This is a genomic window from Mesorhizobium sp. M1307, from assembly GCF_040318155.1.
Lineage (GTDB): Bacteria > Pseudomonadota > Alphaproteobacteria > Rhizobiales > Rhizobiaceae > Mesorhizobium.
In genome coordinates, this window is the sequence record NZ_JAMYLR010000017.1 from 1 (window position 1) to 19,385 (window position 19,385).

A 19,385-nucleotide genomic window follows, 5' to 3' on the forward strand; every position below is an offset into this window, starting at 1 on the left:
TACCTGAAACCGCCGGGCCTTGCCCGCGCAAAGTCACGATTTAGGCAATAAAATCAACAGTTTGACGTTTGTGGACGGAAACTAGTCTAGATGCCGAGGACAACCGCGCCACCGCTGAGCCCCGCACCCGCTGCCGCCAAGAGGATTTTCTCGCCAGGCCGAAACTTCTGCGCCCGATGGGCGAGCGAAAGTGAGAGCGGGATCGTCGCGGCAGAAGAGTTGCCGTAGTCGGCGATCGTCTTGACGATCGCTTCATCCGAGATGCCGAGGGTCCTACCGACCGCGTCGAAAATGCGGGCATTGGCCTGATGCGGCACGAACCGATCGATATCCCGCGGCAGCATTCCGGCAGCAGTGAGCGCATCCTGCGAGCAGGCAGTCATCATCTCCACCGCCTTGGCGAACACTTCACGCCCGTCGGTGATCGTCATGCGGGTCTGCTCGAGATCGAGGTCGCCATGGAACGGTCTGTTGCGTCCTCCGGCGGGTATCTGGATCAGCCCATAGCGCGAGCCGTCCGAATCCACTGCCGCGCCGAGAACGCCTTGGTCGGTATCCTCGCACGGACCAAACCACGGCACCGGCGGCATCGGCAAACAGCACGGCGCTCGCGCGCTCGGCCGGATTGATGCGGCGGCTGAGGATGTTGGCGGCGATGACAAGGCTCGCTTTGCCGTGCAGGCGGGTGAAGCCGTCGGCAAACATCAGTGCATAGATGAAACCGGCACAGGCGCCGGTCAGGTCGATCGCGCCGGCTCGGCTGAGCCCGAGCCGATGTGCGACCAGCGGCGCGCTGGGCGGCAGCAGGTGGTCGGGTGTGGAGGTGGCGAGCAACAACAGGCCGATGTCGCTGCGGTCAATGCCGGCGTTCGCCAGCGCCATTGAGGAGGACCTGGCGCCGATGCAGACGTTTGACAGGCCCGCCCGCTTGCTCGCGGCTGCTTGGCTTGGCGATACGCGGCTGATCGATAATGTGGAGATGCCATCCCGGACAGGCGCCATCACGCGCACAGCCGCTTAGAGACAGATCCGCCCTGCCATCACTTCGAAACGGTGACGGCGTGGGGTAAACTGGGGACCAAAACAGGCAATACGGACACCTCGCAATCATAACCCGCGAAGGTAACCCAAGCAGGGGGTAGGCGTCCTGCCGTCGCCGGTCGGTTGCTCTCGCAGGAAGGCCTGAATCACCACTAAAGGTGTTTGCCGCCTGTCCCTTGAAGAACGAAATCATAGGTGTCGAGGTCCGAGTAGCGCCACCTCGCATCCCGCTTCACGCCGGCGCCGGACCTTTTCCTGCTTTTCATTAGCTTCACCTCCCATGGTTCCTCGGCATATTGCCTCCGCGGATGATGAGTGGCCCGTACAAATATGGTATCAACTTCAGCAATGAACTGGGGATGAAGACAAATCCGGCACCGAGCGGATGGTCAATAGGGGGGTCGTTTGAAGAGAATCTGCCTGGCGATCGGAGCCTCGCGCGCCGAACATCTGCAACCTTTGCCTGGTGCGCTCCCCGCCGCGGAAGAGGTTGGAGATTGGGCGCGGCGGTCAGGATTCGATGTTGTCGAAGTCGTTACGGATGAGGACAAGGCTGAACCCGTAACGATATCACGCTTGCGAAACGTGCTCACCAACTTGCTGAGGGATGATGGGGACGAGATTGACGCCTTCGTCCTTCATTTTGCCGGTCACGGTTTCAGGCTCGGGGCCGAGCAGAATCTTTGGTTGCCGACTGACTGGAACACCGAGCTGCGTGCCATCGCAGTAGAGCCACTACGAAGCAAACTTTATCGCCACGGTATCCGCAACCTGACGATCTTCAGCGATGCATGTCGCGCATTGCCGAACGACATTGAGATCACCGAACTGACGCCGGACGGCATTCTTGGCCGAGGGCCGTACGAGGCGATCCCGCCCGTTCTTGACCGGTACAACGCAGTTATGGACGGGCAGCAAGCGTACATGATCCCAGGGGACTCACCCGAAGACGCAAGATGTGTCTTTTCGACAGCGGTGTTGGAAGCACTTTGGGGCCGCCGAGACGACGCTTTCGACCAGCATATCAAGGGAAAGGTCACGCCAGAATCCCTGGATCTTTTCCTGAAGAGACGGTTGCAGGAGATCGGCGAGCGATATCGTTTGAAGTGCCGGCCAGAAAATGTCCCCGGGACACCCCGCGATCACCTGATCTATTTCGACCGTAGCCGACCGCCTGCAGGTGCGATGCCGCCTGCGCCGATATGGCCGGTGCCAGTCTGGGAGCGGCCCACCAATCCCGTCGTGCCATCGCAAGATGTCGACATCACCAGTGTCATCACGGTGAAGGACATGTTGGGTGCCGATTTCGGCAGGGAAAATCCCGCTATCGATACGACAAAACCTCTCAAGAGAATGCCGGCTGCAGCAAAGACAGCCTTCGATGATCTCGCGGAGGCAGAGCTTCTGGCGAGGAAAATCCAGCGACGTGGCGACGATACCGGACTGGCCGAATGGAACGTCGGCAGAGCCAAGCGACGCGTCGAGGCCTTTGTCGCAGATGGTCAGAAGGACAGGCGTCGCAGAGAGATTCGCCGCAGCTTTGGGGGCATCGATCCAGACTTTGCCCATTCTAACTTCAATCTCATTGTCATTGGCGGCGAAGTTCGCCGCATTTGGACGAACCGTGCGCGTCATGTTCGAGACCGCAAGGGCGGCCGACAGTCGGCATTCAAATTCCAAATCCATCCGGCAGGCAGTGCCCAGATCATTATTGAGTTTGAGGATGGAATATTTGCCTCCGCTGTCATGTACAGCAAGCTTGTGACGGTACTTACCCGGGACGCACATGGTGTTGTTGGCTGGGCTTGCATGCCGCCGTGGAGCGACCCGGTCGATCAATTGGAGCCGTCGATTGACGCCATTACCAAGCTGCAACTCGGAGAACTGACGGCCAATCAGGTCGACGACTTGGCTGTAAAGCTCCGCGAAATGAAGCACGTCAATCCGACGTTGGGGGCGCTTTCGAGCTACCTTTATGACTACAGCGGCGACGTCGATAGCATCCGTCGCATGGCCTATTTTTACGCCGACCAGGGCCAGCCGATACCGTTCGACGTTGCCTTCATGGGACTGATCGACATGCCGCATGAATGGCAGCACCCGACGGTGTTGGTGCCGGCGGTCAAAGCCCGAAAACCCAATCGGGCGGACCGGCGGCTGCCACAGTGGGTCAAGCAAGCAACCCCCGAGATTGAAGGTATCGTGGGAGGAGCTTGGCCGATTTTTCGCCAGGGATGGGATTTCGTGAGCGACCCGACACCTCCAGAGGCTCCCGCGGCTCGCGCAATTCACGAATTGTCGAGATACCTGTTGCCGTCTCCCTTCACCTCCTTCAAGCGCGAGGGAGCAGAAAAGGCCATTGAGATGCTAAGCTTAAGGAGTGTTGGATGAACTTGGTTTTGATCCATGGAATCTCGCAAGAAGCCTACACCGAGGCGGATCTCCTTGCGAAATGGAGCAAGCTGATCACTGATGAAGCACCTGGCCTGCTCGACGGCGTCAACACGCAAATGGCCTATTACGGAAAAGAACTTGCGCGCTGGACGACCGGCGATGTCAAAGCGGCGATTGCCATGGGCGTGGCGGACGGTGCATTCGATCCCGCAAACAACGACGAGATAAACTTCCTCGTTCGCGCGCTGGAGCAGGCCGCCGTCGGGCAAAACATCTCGGACGCAGATATCGCGCAGGCTGCACGCGCGGCGGAACAGGCGGCGGGCGCGGAAGCCGTTCCGATGGGCACTTGGTTGGGCCGGCGCCTTGTTGGTATCGTCCGTGCTCTCGAAGTCGTTTCGCCATTGAAGGGCGCCCTGATGCTGCAGGTCGTCAAGCAGGCTTACACCTACCTTGCGAAAAACGGTGCAGGTAAAGCGGTCGACGATCTCGTCCGGCCTCGGCTTGACGGCAAACGATTGATAATCATCTCGCATTCACTGGGAACCGTTGTCGCTTTCAAATTGCTGCGCGAGATGACTGACGTCGCGACAAGCGTCGAAGTGCCATTGTTGATTACACTGGGATCGCCGCTCGGGATCGACGCTGTGAAGGCAAAGCTCGGTCCACCTCGAAAAAAGCCACAATTTGTGAAGCGGTGGGTGAATTTCTACGACCCTGCGGATTTCGTTGCTCTCGGCAAAGGTCTTGATGAGAGCACCTTCGCTACAAACATCGAAAACGTCGGCGATGTCGACAACCCGACATCAAACGCACATGGAATCGCCGGATATCTTCCCGACAAACGCGTCATCGAGGCACTTAAGGCGGTTCTGTGACATGGGGTCGCCCGGGCCCGTGGTCCCTCAAGCTTTCCTTGATCATTACTATTTGTCTAGAAACCATTCTTTTCGATCGATGCGGATGCCTGGTGACCGCCAGTCCCGTTCTGTGAAAGCTGTGGCTTGGCACGCAGTGACAGAACCTCGCGATGCTTGAGGCCATCGAAACAGCCGCGGCCATCCACGCCAGCATGGAGCTTTTCGAGCGCAAGTTCAGCGCTGGCGGACACGCGATCGCTGGCCTGGGACACGGAGCCATCTGGCAAGAGCGGCTCGGCGTGTGGGGCCATTTCTCGGAGACGCCACCCGACAGATACTGGAACGTCTTCGGGCAGCAGCCCATGCGGCTTCGCCAGAACATGCTCGTCGAGATCAATCCTCCCGGAAGCGGCAAGAACCTCAACCGGCAGGGCGTGCTGGCGAGGGATGACCGTGGTCACCGATGGCTGCTGCACCAGGGCCGCCTCCATCCGCGGGGTGTCCGGATTACCGAGGACATGTTCAATGCGGTCGCGACAGCAAGGCGCGTCGACGTCCGTTACGCCGATGGCACGGTTGCATCCGGTCACCGCGTCGCCGGTCTCGACCAGCCTGCCGACCAGGTCCAGAACGATGTTGCAGCATTCGTGGACCTCTGCGCCCGTGTTCGGGTCCACTATCAGCTTGGTGACGCTGCCCGGCAGATGTTGGAGCGGATCAATGCAGCCGAGGCCCTATCGAGCCCCGAGCGCCAAGGGGCGTATACACTGCCCCCGATGCCGGCGAGGACGGCCGAACGGCGACACGCCGACATCTGGCATGCACTGGTCAAGGAACTCGATGCTCTGGGGATCCAGCACGCCAACAGCCGATTCGGGCGATATGGTCCCGATCTCTTCGCCCAGACAATGCAAGACAGGCTCCTGTTCGAGATCAAGGCCGACGCAACAGCGGCCGACATTCAGCGTGCTCTCGGCCAGCTTCAGCTGTACGAGCACCTCGGCGGTCAGGCTTGCAGAAAGATCATGGTGCTGCCGGCGGCACCAGGCGATACGATCGCGCGAGCCCTCTCGGCTCTCGGCATCGAGCTGCTACTCTTCGAGCGGCGGGGCACGTCGGTGCGCCTCGATCAACCGGCTCTGCGAAAGTTGATCGCGAAGGCACCCGGCAGAGTCAGAGGAGGCAAGCGCGGTGCCGGTGGCGAAAATTGAACGCGTCGTTGCGGGCGTGGTAACAGGACGCGTCGAACGCGGATCCGTTGGGTTCTTCGCATGCCATGACTTCGGCTCCAACGTGACCCCAACGCGGCTCGCATGCCTCGACGACGTCGCAGATTTCCTGCGGTCACGACCGCGCAGCGGCGTGCGCATGAATCCCAGGTGGGGCCGGATTACAAGGAACATCTACATCGACGGCGTGCGGTTGCGCTGAGGCCAATCAATTGCCTCTCTTGGCCGAGTATCCGAAAGATGCTCGCCGTAGTCCAATTGACTCAGGTTCTCAAAGAGAACAAATAATGAACATAACTGCGCCCAGCGCGTTGCACTGCTTTTAGGAACCGGATTTTTCATGGCCGATAGCGTGGCAAACCCAGTCATCGCCCGCCTTCAGGAGCGCATTGCGCACCTGGAGGGCGGTGCGGGTCGCGTGCGCAAGGTCCTGCCGTTCGGAGTGGCTGAGATCGACAGCTGGCTTCCGGGAGGAGGGTTACTGTTATCAGGAATGACGTACACATCGCGGGGGTACTGGCTAACAAGAATCACATTTCATTGGTCGTTCCAGGCGGCGTTTGTCGACCCGGCGCCTACGTCCTCTTGGGTGAGACAGCTACAAAATTTGTGCGCGAGTTGAACTGCGATCACTATTTCCTTTGTACGCATGCCTTAGACCAAGCCGGCCCTAGCGATACCTTGCTGGACCTCGTGCAACTGCAAAGGGAAATGGTTGGCGCAGCGGTAGAAACGACGCTGATCATTGACAGCAGCAAGTTTGGAAGTCGGGTGCTCTACAACGTCGTTCCGATTCAAAAGCTCAAGCGGATCATAACTGACGAGGGGCTTTCGGTAGAAGACCGTGAGAGATATCAGTCCTTGGTCGAAGAACTTGTCATTGCGCCTTATGTCGACAGTCCGCCGTCCGAGTCGAATGATTAAACCGACTAACCGCGGACAATTAGCGGTTCCATCATGGCCTTCTGCACCGGATCCCGCGGCTCACCCCGCAAAGAAAGTCGCAACCACGCCACGCGTCAGATTATGGACCCGTAAGTCGCCGTCGCTTGACACTGTGCCCCTTGCCCGGACTCTGCCGACCTAAGCCACGATCCAAAAGTGCCGCAGAAAGCGCGTTTCCTCTCCCTGACCTTTAGCCTCACCCTACATGCCAGCGCTTAGACCTTCTATGGCGGCTGTGGCCAATTCTCCGATTGTTGGGATACATCGGTCAGAGGGTCCGCCGGCAATTGGGCATCATCAAAGCAGATGTGAGACGTCATCTGGTATCGATATGCTCAACGCTGCCGCAGTCGCTCGAGAGCGGCGCGCTGTTTCTTGACTCGCGACCCCTTCGAATACGGGAATTGCATTCCACGAAGAAAGTGCCTAGGGGTGCAAGACCCGACCGGATGTTCTTTGGCGAGGCAGGCGAGGCGGACGCCGTGCGCATAATGTGCATACGGAGCGACCCCGGGTGGGTACGAGCGCATTCTTGGCGGCAGCGGATCTGATTGCGATAAAATTCCTCGACCGGGTTCGCCGAGCAGCCGGCACAGCCTGCCGGGTCTTTAGTTCAGCCGCCTCGTCTTCTTAAGCAAAACCTTTGCATGTCTTGCCCGAATTTGCACTTATATCTTACGATAAGTTCTGCGATGGGAGGGATCGATGCAGCGATACACGATATCTGTCAACCGGGACTCCAAAGTAAACCTCAGGGACCTGATCAACAGGCCTCCTGAAAATTTTGTCGACGCTGTCAACTTCCTCATCGCGGAGAAAGGCGGCCTTCCGCAGGACGCAGTATTAGAATTTCCGACGATCGGCGTGCTAAGCGCTTCGCTTACTGACAAAGAGGCTGCGGATCTAAAAGCCGACCCTCGTGTAACACAGCTGAGAGAAGATCGGCGTGTCACCGGCTCACCGCTCCTCCCATCACCAATACGCGTTGCTGGAGAATTTATTGCAAACGACCGACCTTGGCACCTCGACGTAATCAACGCTCAAAAGTGCTGGCCTACCACGACTGGGAAAGGAATCAGAATTGGAGTGATCGATTCTGAGATCGCCCCCAACTTGCCATTCTTGCCAATCAAGGACGGATTGTCCTTCAATCCAAGCGCTCCGAATTGGTACGGTGGATCAGATTTTCATGGAACTTTCTGTGCGGCAATAATCGGTTGTCTGCCAACGCACCCCAGCATGATCGGGGTAGCGCCTGACTGCGATCTCTACGCGCTACGCGTAAACAAAAATGGAAGTGGACGTTCAGAATACTTGGCGGCAGCGATCGTTTGGGCAACCGCAAACAAGCTTGACGTACTTTCCATGAGCCAATGGGACCCGGATGGCGCCGACGATCCGCATGAGTTGCCATGGGACGATGTCTCGCGAGCCGCTGATGATTATGTCAAAGCTGGAGGCATACTTATCGGCATCGCCGGAAATTCCGGGACCTTTCCAAAGCCTTGGGTTACTAATCCCGGGCGATGCTCCGGCGTGATGGCAGTAGGGGGCACAAAACGAGACACGAAATGGTGGGACGGTTCGTCTTATGGGCCCGATGATCTTGCCGAACTGGAGTCGGTCGAAATCGCCGCGCCAGGGTATGCTGTAAACTCCATTATGCCAGACGGCAGCGTGCAGGCTGGTGTGGGCACAAGCTTCGCAGCGCCCCAGGTCGCGGGGGCGTGTGCCCTTCTTAAGCAAGTGAAGCCCGACCTGACAGGAGCCGATCTGCGGGCCATCCTGAAAAAGGCTGCGCGTGATTTGGATATCGCAGGGAAGGATGCAAAAACTGGCTTTGGCTTGCTCGATTGCGAGCAGGCCGTTGCCTCCTTACTCCACGTTTGAATTGCATGTCGAGGTGATGGAACGCTGCTCTCACAGTGGCTGCGGCCAACGGTACTTACGGCATTTGCGTCCAAACCGTTATCCGGCCGGGCTAGGATTGCTTTACCGATCTTGAGGGACACATCTCGGCAGACTCCGAGCACCCATCCTGACGGGAAGCGGGCGGGTTCTTCGAGAAGAGCATTCCGACGCGGGCGGGTTTGGCACGATCCGGCATTGAGTGGAGCACAGACTCCGCCGGCGCTGGCGGACCCATCCCCGCGAGCTTTGTCGCGGCCACAAGCGTGATACGACGCGCCGCCAAGCCTTGATGTGGGACGATAGAGCCGAATTCTTTCACTGGGCCAAGGTGGCGGCTGAGGCCGCCCGGCTGACGCTGCGGGCGAAGATGGACATCGAAATCGTGCGCGCCATCGAGGCCGAGGAGGAGCGGCGCCTGGGTCGAGACTAAGGCTCCTGCCACTTGCGCGCCGCGGCCTCCGGATCCTGCCCCGAAACACCGGGGCGGGCATTGAAGAGCAGGGAGCGCGAGGGAGTGCGTGCGGGCGAAGATGGAAAAGACAGAATTGGAAGAGCTGAAGGACAAGGTGCCGTGCGCCGCCGTGCTGGAGCGCGACGGCTTCGCCCTCGATGTGAAGGAGAGCACCGCCAAGGCGCTGAAATATCGCCGCGAGGCGGCGATCATCATCGTCATCCATGGCGGCAAGTGTCGCTTGGCACTTAATTGTAGAATGCGCCGGTATGGTTAAGGCTTGGCATTAATTGTGAGAATCTTGGGCGTCAATTCTCAAATTAGCTGCATTTGAGAAGAGGCTCTCGACCTGCGCGCTCGGGCTATCATGTTCTCGGCGGCGTCAGTGAATCTCACCCTGTTGTCACCCATCATGTGACCACGCAGCATTCGAAGCATCTCTGGTCCGACACGCTCGACGATGGCTACCCCTGCCAACAGAGCCGGCCGCAGGTGAAGCGGTAGGATCGGCTTTGCAGGTGTGGGCAGATTCTCCTGTTGCTCGGCAATGACATGGTCGAGATCGGGGATGATTGCGCCGAGCACCCGGAAGCGCCAGAGATCGTGCTCGCGGGGTATAGGTATTGGAATGCGTCGCATCAGGAGAAGCCGAGCAATGTCTGCTGGCGATGCCCAGGTCCCGATACCACGCTCAGCTTCATCGTCGAGCAGCTTTTCGCCACGCAGAGCTGCAGCGCAATACTGCCGGAAAGGGGAGGGGAGTTCGCGCCCGCCGGGATCCCGGAGTTGACTTCCACACAGAGGGCACGTGATGCGCCATCCCAGCAGCTGGCTTCGCAGGACTGGCGCCGGTTCCGTATGTCCCGGGCTGCAGTTCGTGCAGACCTGCGTCGGCTGGGCGGAGATGAGCCGAAGCGATGATTGCGCGACATTTGCGAAGGTCATTCGACGCATCACGGTCGGCTCGGTGGCAAACATGTTAGCTAGGCGGATTTCCTGATCACTGCTCAGTTGAAGATCGGCCGCTCGCAATGAGGACGCCTCCGGCAGGCAATGCCGAAGCATGACGAGTGGTGGAACCGCGTAAAAGGCGGCATGCCGGCTGATCCAGGAGGACAGGAGTTCATCACAATGGGGCGGCAACCGCACCGGCAATTGCCGTGGCGGCGTGTTCTCCATCATGCGAATGCCGCCTCGGCATCGAATTCCGGTTCCCAGTTCTCGACCACTTCGTCGGTGATGTGTTCGCGTCCGCTCTCGATGGCGTCGACCGCGAGGCTGTTGATCATGTGGAAAATGCTGGCGGTGATACCCTCGGTGATCTGCAGCGTACGCCGCAGCGATTTCGGGGTGAGCACCGAAGGCCGACGCAGCGGCGTATTGCGCAGGATTGACGCTACCAGGGTCTCGAACTGTTCGTTCGCAGCCCGACCGGCTCAAGGTGAACTGTTCGAACCGGCGCGCAAGCTGAACGTCGCCGCTGATCGCCTCCCGCGCCTCGTTGACGCCGAAGCAGACCAGCGAGATCTGCAGACGATTGCTGAGAAAGCGAAGAGTGTTCAGAACGATGCGCTGCTCGCGATAGGTTCCGGCGAGGATGTTGTGCACTTCGTCGATCACCAGCACCTGCACGCCGATCGCTTCCATGATCCGCAATGCCGCCTGCTCCATCTGGGCGATGTCGGCGCGTGGACGCTGTGGCGCGCCGAGAAGGGTGAGGAGTTCGGCGTAGAAGCGCCGCTCGCCGGGCCGGCTGGTCATTTCCATGGCCAGGACCGGCGTCTTCAACGTCCCCGTCAGCGGATTGAAGCTCGGCGGGTGCTGGTCCCGGAACCGCTTCATGATCATGGTCTTGCCCATGCCGCTGTCGCCGTAGATCGCGACCGAGGGCATGCGCGTGCCTCGCGGATGGTCGAGGAGCCCGCTCAGCCGGTCGAGCGCCTGCTTGGCGCGTGGATAAAGCACCCAGCGGCGTGATCGTATCGCGCGAATGCGTCGCTCGTCCGTTTCGGCAAGCAGCGCCGCGGCGCCGGCGGTCAGGTGGGAGATTTCATCGTTCATATTCACTCCAGCTCAATCTGTATCCTCAACAAAGGGTACAGGTTTGCTGGAATCGACACCGCGGAGCGAGCCCCATCCCCGATCATCCACCTTCGATTTCGAAGAAGCCTTCCCGCGTCGTGCCGCTGCCGTCTTCTTGGTGGCAGTCTCGAGCAATTCCCGCTGTGTGATGACGGTGCGGATGATCGCGCGGGTGTCGACTTCACGGCGGCCTTTCGCCAGCAGTGTGCGTCGCGCGGTCACCGCCTCGTGCAGGGTGATCGAACGCAACGTCACGTCGGCATAGCGGGCTTCCACGAAGTTTCCTGAAGGCCGTCGAACGAAGATGCGGGCCATGTCGCGTGGATCGTATTTGACAAGCAGGCGCCGGTCAGAACGCCCGACGTCGGCGCTGAGCGCCGCCGACCAATAGCGCAGGCCGAACAGATGAATGCCGGTCGGCCGCAAGGTGCGCTCCTGCTCGGGCAGGAATGTCAGCCAGAAGCGCATTCGATCTTGTGGCAGTCGAAATGGAATCTCACCTTCATGGTCTCGCCAGACAGCAATCGGCGGGTGTCCCAGTCCACCGTGGATTGATTGGTGATAGGAGCCAACGATGTCGAGTGCGATATACCGCTCAAGCTCACGCAGTGTCAGTGCCGCGTGCCGCTTCGAGTCGTAGTCTCCCAGATCCTGTTCGTTGCTGAATGTGGTTCCGGGGAGCAGGTGCAGCCTTCCCATCTGTGTGCCGATCAGGCGCTCGATGTGACCGCCGAAGCGGGGCTCACCCGGTGGCCGCCACTCAATGGCGATGCCGGCGTCTTGGCATCCGCGCTTGAACGCCCGGCTGCGGAAGTCGGCACCGTTGTCGACATGCACCGTGTCCGGCAGCCCGGCAACGGGCCAAGGCTCCGTGATCTCGCGTTCTCTCAACCATGCCGACTTGTCGAAGACGGAGTGCAACAGGCACAGACTGGTCGACAGCCGGGACGGCGCGTCCATGGTGAGATAGAAACCGGTGACCATCCGGCTGCATACGTCCATGGCCAGGGTCAGCCACGGTCGACCGACCGGCTGCCGGGTCTCCTCGTCAACAACGAAGACGTCGGCCTTCGTATGGTCGATCTGAACCACCTCCAAGGGGCGGGAGGCACCGAACGTCCCGGGAACGGGCGTCGTCGCCTTGACGATCTTCTGTTCGCCGCGTCGCTTGGCACGCTTCTGGAGGTCAATCTCCTTAAGGCGAGCCACTATCGTCCGGCGATGCGGTGGCTTGAGCCCCGCCGATATGCAGTTCGTCTGCACGTCGCGGACCAGCTGCGAAACCGTCGGCCGGGTCCGCTTCAGGTAGTATGCGTTGATCGTGGCGCAGATGATCTCTTCTCGCTTATCGTCCAGTACGCGGTGCCCCTGTGGTCGCCCACGTTTACGATCGACCAGCGACAGGATGGTCCCGCCGGCGCGGAACAGCTTTATCAGCCGGTATGCTGTCGCTTGGCTCAGGCCGAGCCTGGCCGCGAGTTCCGCAACATCTGCGGCCGTCGCGCTGGCAGGATTGCGCTTCAGGAAGCTGCGGATCGCATCTGCCCGTCTGCACGCTTCGTCCCAAAGCGCCTCATCAATCTCGTCGGGAGAGGGGTCAGTCATCGCAGGCTCGCGAGAAAAAAACATCGCGAGCGTCATTCTCACATAAAGTCACAAAAGCCAATGTGCATTATCAAATTAACTGCTCATTCTCAAATTAAGTGCGCCGGCAACATACTGAAATCGTTGAGGTCGGATTCGCAGAATTAAATGGAAAACGACACCGATCTTGAGCCGCGATGCGAACCAGGCGCTTGGCAATTACCGGCCCGCCGACCCTACTATTCGCCAGCGGCGACGTGCCGGATATGGAGTAAGTTCAGCCGGGATTCCATCTCGCGATGGTCGAGGGGAAATGCTTTACTCCGAAAGATGAGCCTGCTGACACGATTCCTCGTCTTTGCCGCCTGCGCGGCGTGTTTACCTTCGGCGTCCTATGCGGAGCCTCGCAACGGTCCGCGCCTTGAAGAGCCGGCATGCCAGCCCATCACTACGGCCAACGAAGCGTTCGTCAAGATATCGATCTTTCAGGCGACTTGGGACGCCGTAATCAAGCGCGAGACAGGCGTGGTGGTCATGCATAGAGAGTCGGTCTACGCAAATGGCATCTTATACGAGCGAACGGCGCCATACGCGGCTTGGCGCGTTGAGGCGCTTCAACTCGGGAATCCCCGGCATTCGGGTTGTCACCAGCTGCGCGAAGAGGTGCTGGATGGTGTCAACACCCTCGTGGGGAAAGGTTTTCTCGGTGGCATCTTGAGCTAATGCCGAACTAGTCCACGCTCCGACGACAATCCATGCAAGAAGAATCAAACCTCGCGTCATCCGAACTCCACCGGTGCAAGTTGCCTTTTGTGATTAGGATGTTTGCGAAGGGAAGGTATTACAAGTCGGAAAGCGTCCGCAATGGGTCGCTTTCCGACTGAGGCTTTCATATTGCGGCGGAATCTGATTCACGCTCCGCATGAGCCGATATGATCTGACTGACTTAGAGCCGCTGTTGCCCAACAAGCCGCGAGGCGTGCCACGTGTCGATGATCGGCGGGTGCTCAACGGCATCTTCTGGGTGCTGCGATCCGGCGCACCGTGGCGAGACCTGCCCGGGCGATACGGCCCACCCACCACTTGCTACAACCGCTTCGTCAGATGGCGGAAAGCAGGTGTGTGGGACCGCCTCATGGACGCCATCACCAAGGCCCATGACAGCAAGGTGCAGATGATTGATACCTCCATTGTTCGCGTCCATCAGCAGGGTGCGACGGCAAAAAGGGGGATCGAGATCATTGTCTCGGTCGATCCCGCGGCGGGCTGACAACCAAAATCCATGCTCTTGTCGACGCCAAAGGCAGGCCGATCAAGCTGATGCTCACAGCAGGTCAGAAGAGTGACATCGCCTCCGCGGCGGACTTAATCACGGATTTACCCGAGGGCGCCATGCTGCTCGCCGACAAGGGCTATGATGCCAACACCTTGCGCAATGCCGTCATCGAACGAAAGGCATGGGCCAACATCCCGCCCAAGGTCAACCGCAAGGGCCCGATCTGCTTCAGCCCCTTCCTCTACAAGGCGCGTAACCTGATCGAGCGCTTCTTCAACAAGACCAAACAGTTCCGTCGCATCGCAACCCGATACGACAAGCTGGCAGAAAACTACCTCGCTGCCGTCAAACTCGTCGCAATCCGCATCTGGCTACGCGCTTATGAGTCTACGTCCTAGGGAGTCGGCTTATATTAGCCAGAGTGAACAGAGGGTGATTCCGTACGGAAACCAAAACGCGACGGTTTGCGTTGCGGATGAATGACGAGGATCAGAACCGACAACATCGCTACCGGCTACCAAGGCAAGCCGCATGACGGGCCGGTGGAGGACGAATCGAGGCACTTCGTCTATTGCCCAGTCTGCGGCCAGACGTTCGACGCGCGCGATCTGGGGCAGGTGTTTCATCACGCCGAGCCGCAGCACGCCCCGCTGCCGGTAGAGCAATAGTCCCCGCTAGTTCAGCGCGGCCGGCTGCCCCGGCCTGAAACTCTTCAGCGCCGCGGCGATTCCCACATCACTGATTGCTCGGGGGTAGTCGAGCACCCGCAGCGTGCCCGGCACATCGCCACCAACGCATGTGGTCCGGTGCACGTTCAGGTAGGCGGATCAGGGCATCATAAGCCTTGCAGTCGGCGGCTTCTCCGCCTGTCAGGAGGAAAGCGAGCGGTCGTCCGAGGGCGTCAGCCAGGCAGTGAAGCTTACTGGTGAACCCGCCCCGCGAGCGGCCAGGAGCGCGCCGATAAGCCCCCCTTTTCCGCCCGCTGCCGAGACGTGGGCGCGAACTGTAGTGCTGTCGATGCTGTAGTGGCCGCTATCCGCCATGACCTCGGCCAGCGTTACCGCGACGGTCTCCCACACCCCGGCTTCGCTCCATCGCCGGAAGCGCCGATAAATGGTGTTCCAACTGCCGTATTTGGGCGGAACGTCTCGCCACGGCGCTCCGCACCGGAGGCGCCAAAGTATGCCGTTGATGATCGAGCGGTTTTGTTCGGGCCGTCTGCCTCGCCCCCGGTTCTCAGGCTCGATTGGCAGCAAGCCTTTCAAAATGCGCCATTCTGCTTCAGATCGCCTCGGCTCAAACCTGCCTCCAAAAGGCAGCCTTGAATCAATCCTACGAGGCTACGTCAATCACACTTATCCAAGGGGCGCTGACTTACCCCATGACCCGCCGCTCCCGTGATACGTCTCTGCGCCCAGCACGAAGTTTTGCTCGCAGTCTGGGCAGCGGAAGCGATAGAGCAAGAGATCATCCAGCGGCCCCGCTTCGGATAGATCGCTAAATGCTATCGTCCCCTTCATGGGGCCTGCGTCGATCTCTTCGATGTCTCCGTCGGACATGGCCTGCCGGATCGTTCCGACCGCGCGAAATAGCTCGCCTCGCGTCCTGAAGCGCACATACTCGTCCAGATTCTCGCAACGCGAACAGGTCATCTCAAACTGTAATAGCAAGTCTGCTGACCGAAGCAAATTTGTCCACGCCGCCTAGTCTTTTTGATCGTCGGCATGGGCGCGTGACGGTAGCAATATACAGCGCCCATCCGATTTCCAACGTCTCGCTATTCGTCGCGCTTTGGGTTGTCGCCGCAGTGCTGTGGGCCCGTCTCAAGCCCCCCAAGCAAGGTTAGCGTAGCCGATGCCGTGGGCTCTCTGCTAATCAACCGGTGAGCGGGACCTGTGCTGGCGTGGTGTGGAGGCCGGCGTGGAGATCATTGTCGAGGTCGGGTAGTGTCTCTGTTGATGATTCTCAATGAGGGAATAAAACAATGATTATTCTCATTGCTCGCCAGTCGGTTGCTGCTTTGGCCCTCAGCGGCACCTGGCTTGTGTCGTCCAATACGAACGCTGGTTCGATCGCTTTCGACACTGGCTATCAGAAGGCAGCGTGGTTGCTGTGCCCTAATCCGGTCATTTATAATGATGCCGGCTTTTCAAAGTTCATGGACCGGGACATGAAGTACATTAATACTCGCGAGTACGAGCGCGGCTTTGCGTCTTTAAAAGCTGGGCTAAAGCGTGAGCCTAGCAAAGTGTGCTTCGCGGCCGCCCGTGCCGGTGGTTGGTGGACAAGGGCTCGCTGACGGTCTCGACCTTGTGTCGGCAGCGCGTCTGTTGGTGTTCTGGATTTAAGATGGTTGAGCGAGGATGGCCTCGCAAGGTCTTCCACAGGTCTGCCACCAAAAAAACGTGAGTTATCAATGGGATGAAGACAGGAGCCCTGGAAGACCTCCCGCCGTCAGTCCATAGCGAAAAAAGAAAAAATCGACGCATCGGTCACAAGGCAATGATGCAATCAGTGAACATCCCAGATCGGTAACACCTGGTAGTCCCCTTCGAACCGCAAAAATGTCGCCCTTGGCAAAAAACCGTATTCGGGAAAACAGCTCTTCAGGAACGCCTCGACCCCGCGCAGGTGCGCTTCGGACCGCGCGCCTGACGGCGGCAGGATGATGATGCTGTCGACCTCGTCCCCGGCAGGCATGCCGGAAATGTCTATGGCGAAATCAATGAGAACCTACGCGCTGTATAAAGGGCATCCGGCATTTTCATCTGTAGCCCGGCCCCTCCCAAAGCACACACGAGGCGTGCCAGCCCGAAGCCTTGTCAACCATTTGCTTCGACCACACGCTGCGAATACCTGATGCCCGATTTCCTTCTTCTAATTTGGCGTTTTCTTCGGCTGTGCCTACTCCGAAGCGCCATATAATGCCGGCCTCGTTTGGCACCCAGACGATTTTCATCGAGTAAACCGCGGCGGTTCCGGAGATGCTGTCGATTCGGCAATCAATGGACGCCGGCATCATCCCTTTTGCTTTCATCTTGCGGCTTTCGGTGATCACGCTTTCAGCCTTCATCCATACACTTTCTACGGCGTTGGGAGGCCAATCATTGTTGGGCGTTGCGGCAACCAATATCACCATCAATGCGACTGCCTGAAATGTCATTTCCCGACCCCCTGCCCCCAACTGAATGTTCTCATTCCGCTCATGATCGGGAGTGCAGGTCAATCCCGGCCGACAAACGCAAAAAAGCGCTGTCAATACCAACTTCTTGCGATGGATTTGCCCTGCGGACTAGGCAATCTCGGGGCGAAGGAGTGATCGCCATGACCGTCCTAGCCTGCAGCCTCGCCGCCGACGCAGAGGGAACGTGGCGACTCGTCTTGGTGCCTGACGATCTGCATCTCTATGTGGAATTCAGCCGGCCAAATGCTGAGTCAAATCCGGTGGACTGGCTGAGCGTGGATGATTTCCTGGCCTGGCGCCCTAAAGGCGCGCTCCACAAGGATGCGCTCGATCGCTTAGTTGCGCTCATTTGCCAAGCGATGAGCGACCCGTAAACGCAAAAAAGCCCGCCGCACCGTTCGGCTCAGCGGGCGATCAGTCATTCACCAAGCACAGGGTGTGGGCGGGGGATCGGGTGTGCCCGGTGCAGGGATCGTCGAAAATCATATGCGCGTCGGCGACGCCGCGTCTACCAACCGGCAGTTGGGGGCGACCTCCTGCCTATGTTTCACTGGCCTACCGTCAGTCCGGGTCGTCGCCGGACGCAACTTGCCGATACCGGAAGTGATTGCGGATGTGTTCGTTGAAATAACGGCCCTTGGCAAAGGCGGCTTTGAACTCAGCGAAGGTCTCCGGCGGCACGTCCTCAAACTCGTATAGCTTACCACTGGCGACGAACCACACCGAGAGCATTCTGCTATCCGGATCGTATTCCGTTTTGCGTATCGACGTAGACGGCATGAGGCGGCTCGATCAAAAGGAGTCAACGATGGGTTGGGCCCTCGCGTTCCTGGTGATTTGTGAGCGCACTAGGTCACCAAATTCGGCTCCTTCGCTGGATGTATGTGCAGAACGATCCTGGCGACCTTCTCCAGTCAGCGTCCTCTGGCGACGACGTAGGCATCCGAAGCTAGGCGCGAACCTGCGAGCCCGAGCACAAAAAAGCAATTCGCGGCTCTTTAAGGTTGGGCTTCGGCGGACTCCAGGCCGAGGTCGACGAGATCAGGGACCGTCGCCTCGCGCAGGAGTGTCGCCGGTTCGGCCAGCGGCGTCTTCTCGTGATGCTGGGGCGGGAGGGCCTGGTCGTGAACCAGAAGAAGCTGTTCCGGCTCTATCGGGAGGAGAAGCTCGCCGTTCGCCGCCGTGGCGGCCGCATAGACCAGCATCGACAGGCGGTCGGCGAGATCGAGTGAAACCGCATCGGCTGTCTGGATGACCGACTTTGGGCGCGAAGCTGACCCCTGGCTGCGAATTCGAACCCAATACCCCGTCATCCCATGTTCATGATATGTGCTACATTCGAAAGTCGCATAAATGGCAGACTGGAATGTGAGGGGTTTCACACCTTTCTCATTTCATACTTGCGTGATAGGTGCCGAACCTTGTTAGCAGATTTTGCCAACGCCTCGGCCGAAATCGTTCCGGACCGAGTTGCTGTTTCGATTGCATCGGCGATCTCGTCCAGTTGCGTGCCGATGTCGGCGAGAAGTAGGAAATCGCAACCAGCGTTAAGCGCATCAATTGCGACCGCGGCAACGCTATCGCCACGCATGGTGGCCATGGAATCTAAGTCATCGGCCATCACGACACCATCGAAGCCGAGGGTCTCCTTCAGCATCCGGACCACCGCCTTGGATCGGAGTGCAGCCTTTGCTTGATCGTAGGCCGTCACGATGGCAGGTCCGACCATAATCAGTTCCACCTCGGCAGCGATGGCAGCACGAAAGGGTGCCAGACCCGCCTCGACGTCGGAGAGGGCAAGGGGATTGATTGCAGTAGCATCGACTGCCGGATCGCCAGTTGTCGTGCTGTAGCCTGGAAAGTGCTTGCCCGTCGCTGCGACACGCCCGCTTTGAACGCCGCGGATGTAGGCTGCAGAAAGGCGCGCGATCAGTAGAGGGTCCTTCGACCATGTGCGCCTTTCCAGCCATTTGTTGGAACCGGTCAATACGTCAAGGATAGGAGACAGGAAAACATTGATCCCCATGCCGGCGGCCTGAGTCGCGATAAACATTGAAAGTTCGGAAATCTGTTCTTCCGACGCAAAGGGCAGCTCGCTTGGTGCAGGAAACTGCGGAACCAAATCATGCAGTCGGCAAATCCCCCCCATCTCCTGATCCACTGCCGCAAGTAGCATGCCCGACCTGCCCCGGGCGTCGTCGGTTATCCTCAGGAAGGACTCCGCCGTTTCTGACCCACGTCTGGTATCACTCATTTCGCGGGCTAGATATTCTTCCCGGCTTTCTCCCAGCAGAATGGAGATTCCTCCCCGATCGAGAAAGCGCTTTGCCGGATCACTGAGCATCATTCCATCGAAGGCAGGAAGAATAACCGCGTGAGCATCCTCAGCAGGCGTGAAGCTCATAATTCAGTCCCTCTCGAGTAGATT

General features: G+C 59.1%; 17 protein-coding genes and 5 pseudogenes. 13 read left to right on the forward strand and 9 right to left on the reverse strand.

What is annotated here, in order from left to right; genetic code table 11:
- Nucleotides 1-86 precede the first annotated feature (86 nt).
- Nucleotides 87-885: pseudogene (bioZ, locus tag NKH16_RS19230) on the reverse strand (3-oxopimeloyl-[acyl-carrier-protein] synthase BioZ); the annotation flags it as partial.
- Between the two features lie 561 nt (nt 886-1,446).
- Between bioZ and NKH16_RS19235 the strand changes: the two are divergent.
- The 7 genes from NKH16_RS19235 to NKH16_RS19265 all read left to right on the forward strand — a co-directional run bounded on the left by NKH16_RS19235 (nt 1,447) and on the right by NKH16_RS19265 (nt 9,108).
- Nucleotides 1,447-3,432 (forward strand): caspase family protein, encoded by a 1,986-nt coding sequence (locus NKH16_RS19235; RefSeq protein WP_352901105.1) that lies wholly within the window; start codon nt 1,447-1,449, stop codon nt 3,430-3,432.
- Complete coding sequence (locus NKH16_RS19240; RefSeq protein WP_352692946.1) at nt 3,429-4,313, forward strand: hypothetical protein; 885 nt, start codon at nt 3,429-3,431, stop codon at nt 4,311-4,313. Before NKH16_RS19235 ends, NKH16_RS19240 begins: the two co-directional genes overlap by 4 nt.
- 152 nt (nt 4,314-4,465) lie before the next feature.
- Nucleotides 4,466-5,506 carry a hypothetical protein gene (locus NKH16_RS19245; protein ID WP_352901108.1) on the forward strand — a complete coding sequence of 347 codons (1,041 nt, stop codon included), beginning with the start codon at nt 4,466-4,468 and terminating at the stop codon, nt 5,504-5,506.
- 522 nt (nt 5,507-6,028) lie between these two features.
- Complete coding sequence (locus tag NKH16_RS19250) at nt 6,029-6,448, forward strand: DeoR/GlpR family DNA-binding transcription regulator (RefSeq protein ID WP_352901296.1); 420 nt, start codon at nt 6,029-6,031, stop codon at nt 6,446-6,448.
- Nucleotides 6,449-7,174: 726 nt separating this feature from the next.
- Nucleotides 7,175-8,359: a S8 family peptidase gene (locus NKH16_RS19255; RefSeq protein ID WP_352901111.1), complete on the forward strand. Its 1,185-nt coding sequence runs from the start codon at nt 7,175-7,177 to the stop codon at nt 8,357-8,359.
- Nucleotides 8,360-8,669: 310 nt separating this feature from the next.
- Nucleotides 8,670-8,810: a hypothetical protein gene (locus NKH16_RS19260; RefSeq protein WP_352901113.1), complete on the forward strand. Its 141-nt coding sequence runs from the start codon at nt 8,670-8,672 to the stop codon at nt 8,808-8,810.
- A gap of 100 nt (nt 8,811-8,910) precedes the next feature.
- Nucleotides 8,911-9,108, forward strand: coding sequence for a hypothetical protein (locus NKH16_RS19265; RefSeq protein WP_352901322.1), 198 nt, complete (start codon nt 8,911-8,913; stop codon nt 9,106-9,108).
- A 38-nt stretch (nt 9,109-9,146) separates the two neighbouring features.
- On the opposite strand, the gene NKH16_RS19270 is transcribed toward NKH16_RS19265, so the two are convergent.
- The 3 genes and pseudogenes from NKH16_RS19270 to NKH16_RS19280 form a co-directional block, all read right to left on the reverse strand.
- Nucleotides 9,147-10,013, reverse strand: a complete 867-nt coding sequence (locus NKH16_RS19270; RefSeq protein ID WP_352901116.1) for a TniQ family protein — start codon at nt 10,011-10,013, stop codon at nt 9,147-9,149.
- Nucleotides 10,010-10,892: pseudogene (locus tag NKH16_RS19275) on the reverse strand (TniB family NTP-binding protein). The gene NKH16_RS19270 and the pseudogene NKH16_RS19275 overlap by 4 nt, the downstream one beginning before the upstream one ends.
- A gap of 12 nt (nt 10,893-10,904) precedes the next feature.
- A complete protein-coding gene (locus NKH16_RS19280; protein ID WP_352901119.1) occupies nt 10,905-12,554 on the reverse strand; it encodes a TnsB C-terminal domain-containing protein in 1,650 nt (549 codons plus the stop codon).
- Between the two features lie 273 nt (nt 12,555-12,827).
- Here NKH16_RS19280 and NKH16_RS19285 point away from each other — a divergent pair, with 273 nt between their 5' ends.
- From NKH16_RS19285 to NKH16_RS19295, 3 genes and pseudogenes are all read left to right on the forward strand, one after another.
- Nucleotides 12,828-13,220: a hypothetical protein gene (locus NKH16_RS19285; protein WP_352901122.1), complete on the forward strand. Its 393-nt coding sequence runs from the start codon at nt 12,828-12,830 to the stop codon at nt 13,218-13,220.
- 199 nt (nt 13,221-13,419) lie between these two features.
- A pseudogene (locus NKH16_RS19290) lies at nt 13,420-14,171 on the forward strand (IS5 family transposase).
- An 81-nt stretch (nt 14,172-14,252) separates the two neighbouring features.
- Nucleotides 14,253-14,441, forward strand: a complete 189-nt coding sequence (locus tag NKH16_RS19295; RefSeq protein ID WP_352901128.1) for a hypothetical protein — start codon at nt 14,253-14,255, stop codon at nt 14,439-14,441.
- A gap of 136 nt (nt 14,442-14,577) precedes the next feature.
- Here the strand turns inward: NKH16_RS19295 and NKH16_RS19300 are convergent.
- Nucleotides 14,578-15,092, reverse strand: a pseudogene (locus tag NKH16_RS19300) (IS5 family transposase); the annotation flags it as partial.
- A 665-nt stretch (nt 15,093-15,757) separates the two neighbouring features.
- Here NKH16_RS19300 and NKH16_RS19305 point away from each other — a divergent pair.
- Nucleotides 15,758-16,072 (forward strand): hypothetical protein, encoded by a 315-nt coding sequence (locus NKH16_RS19305; RefSeq protein WP_352901134.1) that lies wholly within the window; start codon nt 15,758-15,760, stop codon nt 16,070-16,072.
- 212 nt (nt 16,073-16,284) lie between these two features.
- Here the strand turns inward: NKH16_RS19305 and NKH16_RS19310 are convergent, their stop codons facing one another.
- Both NKH16_RS19310 and NKH16_RS19315 read right to left on the reverse strand, forming a co-directional pair.
- A complete protein-coding gene (locus NKH16_RS19310; protein ID WP_352901137.1) occupies nt 16,285-16,473 on the reverse strand; it encodes a hypothetical protein in 189 nt (62 codons plus the stop codon).
- Nucleotides 16,474-16,537: 64 nt separating this feature from the next.
- Nucleotides 16,538-16,936, reverse strand: a complete 399-nt coding sequence (locus NKH16_RS19315; RefSeq protein WP_352901140.1) for a hypothetical protein — start codon at nt 16,934-16,936, stop codon at nt 16,538-16,540.
- A gap of 161 nt (nt 16,937-17,097) precedes the next feature.
- Here NKH16_RS19315 and NKH16_RS19320 point away from each other — a divergent pair, with 161 nt between their 5' ends.
- Nucleotides 17,098-17,331, forward strand: coding sequence for a hypothetical protein (locus NKH16_RS19320; protein ID WP_352901143.1), 234 nt, complete (start codon nt 17,098-17,100; stop codon nt 17,329-17,331).
- Nucleotides 17,332-17,518: 187 nt separating this feature from the next.
- On the opposite strand, the gene NKH16_RS19325 is transcribed toward NKH16_RS19320, so the two are convergent.
- Nucleotides 17,519-17,737, reverse strand: a complete 219-nt coding sequence (locus tag NKH16_RS19325) for a KTSC domain-containing protein (RefSeq protein WP_352901146.1) — start codon at nt 17,735-17,737, stop codon at nt 17,519-17,521.
- A 263-nt stretch (nt 17,738-18,000) separates the two neighbouring features.
- Here NKH16_RS19325 and NKH16_RS19330 point away from each other — a divergent pair.
- Nucleotides 18,001-18,150 (forward strand): annotated as a pseudogene (locus NKH16_RS19330) (IS3 family transposase); the annotation flags it as partial.
- A gap of 185 nt (nt 18,151-18,335) precedes the next feature.
- On the opposite strand, the gene NKH16_RS19335 reads toward NKH16_RS19330, so the two are convergent.
- Entirely contained in the window at nt 18,336-19,361 is a 1,026-nt protein-coding gene (locus NKH16_RS19335) for a glycoside hydrolase family 3 N-terminal domain-containing protein (protein WP_352502267.1), read from the reverse strand.
- Between the last annotated feature and the right edge of the window lie 24 nt (nt 19,362-19,385).

Coding starts and splice junctions, on each gene's coding strand:
- NKH16_RS19240 (WP_352692946.1), top strand. CDS start 3,429: ATGAACTTGGTTTTGATCCATGGAATCTCGCAAGAAGCCTACACCGAG.
- NKH16_RS19245 (WP_352901108.1), top strand. CDS start 4,466: ATGCTTGAGGCCATCGAAACAGCCGCGGCCATCCACGCCAGCATGGAG.
- NKH16_RS19255 (WP_352901111.1), top strand. CDS start 7,175: ATGCAGCGATACACGATATCTGTCAACCGGGACTCCAAAGTAAACCTC.
- NKH16_RS19260 (WP_352901113.1), top strand. CDS start 8,670: ATGTGGGACGATAGAGCCGAATTCTTTCACTGGGCCAAGGTGGCGGCT.
- NKH16_RS19265 (WP_352901322.1), top strand. CDS start 8,911: ATGGAAAAGACAGAATTGGAAGAGCTGAAGGACAAGGTGCCGTGCGCC.
- NKH16_RS19270 (WP_352901116.1), bottom strand. CDS start 10,013: ATGATGGAGAACACGCCGCCACGGCAATTGCCGGTGCGGTTGCCGCCC.
- NKH16_RS19280 (WP_352901119.1), bottom strand. CDS start 12,554: ATGACGCTCGCGATGTTTTTTTCTCGCGAGCCTGCGATGACTGACCCC.
- NKH16_RS19285 (WP_352901122.1), top strand. CDS start 12,828: ATGAGCCTGCTGACACGATTCCTCGTCTTTGCCGCCTGCGCGGCGTGT.
- NKH16_RS19295 (WP_352901128.1), top strand. CDS start 14,253: ATGACGAGGATCAGAACCGACAACATCGCTACCGGCTACCAAGGCAAG.
- NKH16_RS19305 (WP_352901134.1), top strand. CDS start 15,758: ATGATTATTCTCATTGCTCGCCAGTCGGTTGCTGCTTTGGCCCTCAGC.
- NKH16_RS19310 (WP_352901137.1), bottom strand. CDS start 16,473: ATGCCTGCCGGGGACGAGGTCGACAGCATCATCATCCTGCCGCCGTCA.
- NKH16_RS19315 (WP_352901140.1), bottom strand. CDS start 16,936: ATGACATTTCAGGCAGTCGCATTGATGGTGATATTGGTTGCCGCAACG.
- NKH16_RS19320 (WP_352901143.1), top strand. CDS start 17,098: ATGACCGTCCTAGCCTGCAGCCTCGCCGCCGACGCAGAGGGAACGTGG.
- NKH16_RS19325 (WP_352901146.1), bottom strand. CDS start 17,737: ATGCCGTCTACGTCGATACGCAAAACGGAATACGATCCGGATAGCAGA.
- NKH16_RS19335 (WP_352502267.1), bottom strand. CDS start 19,361: ATGAGCTTCACGCCTGCTGAGGATGCTCACGCGGTTATTCTTCCTGCC.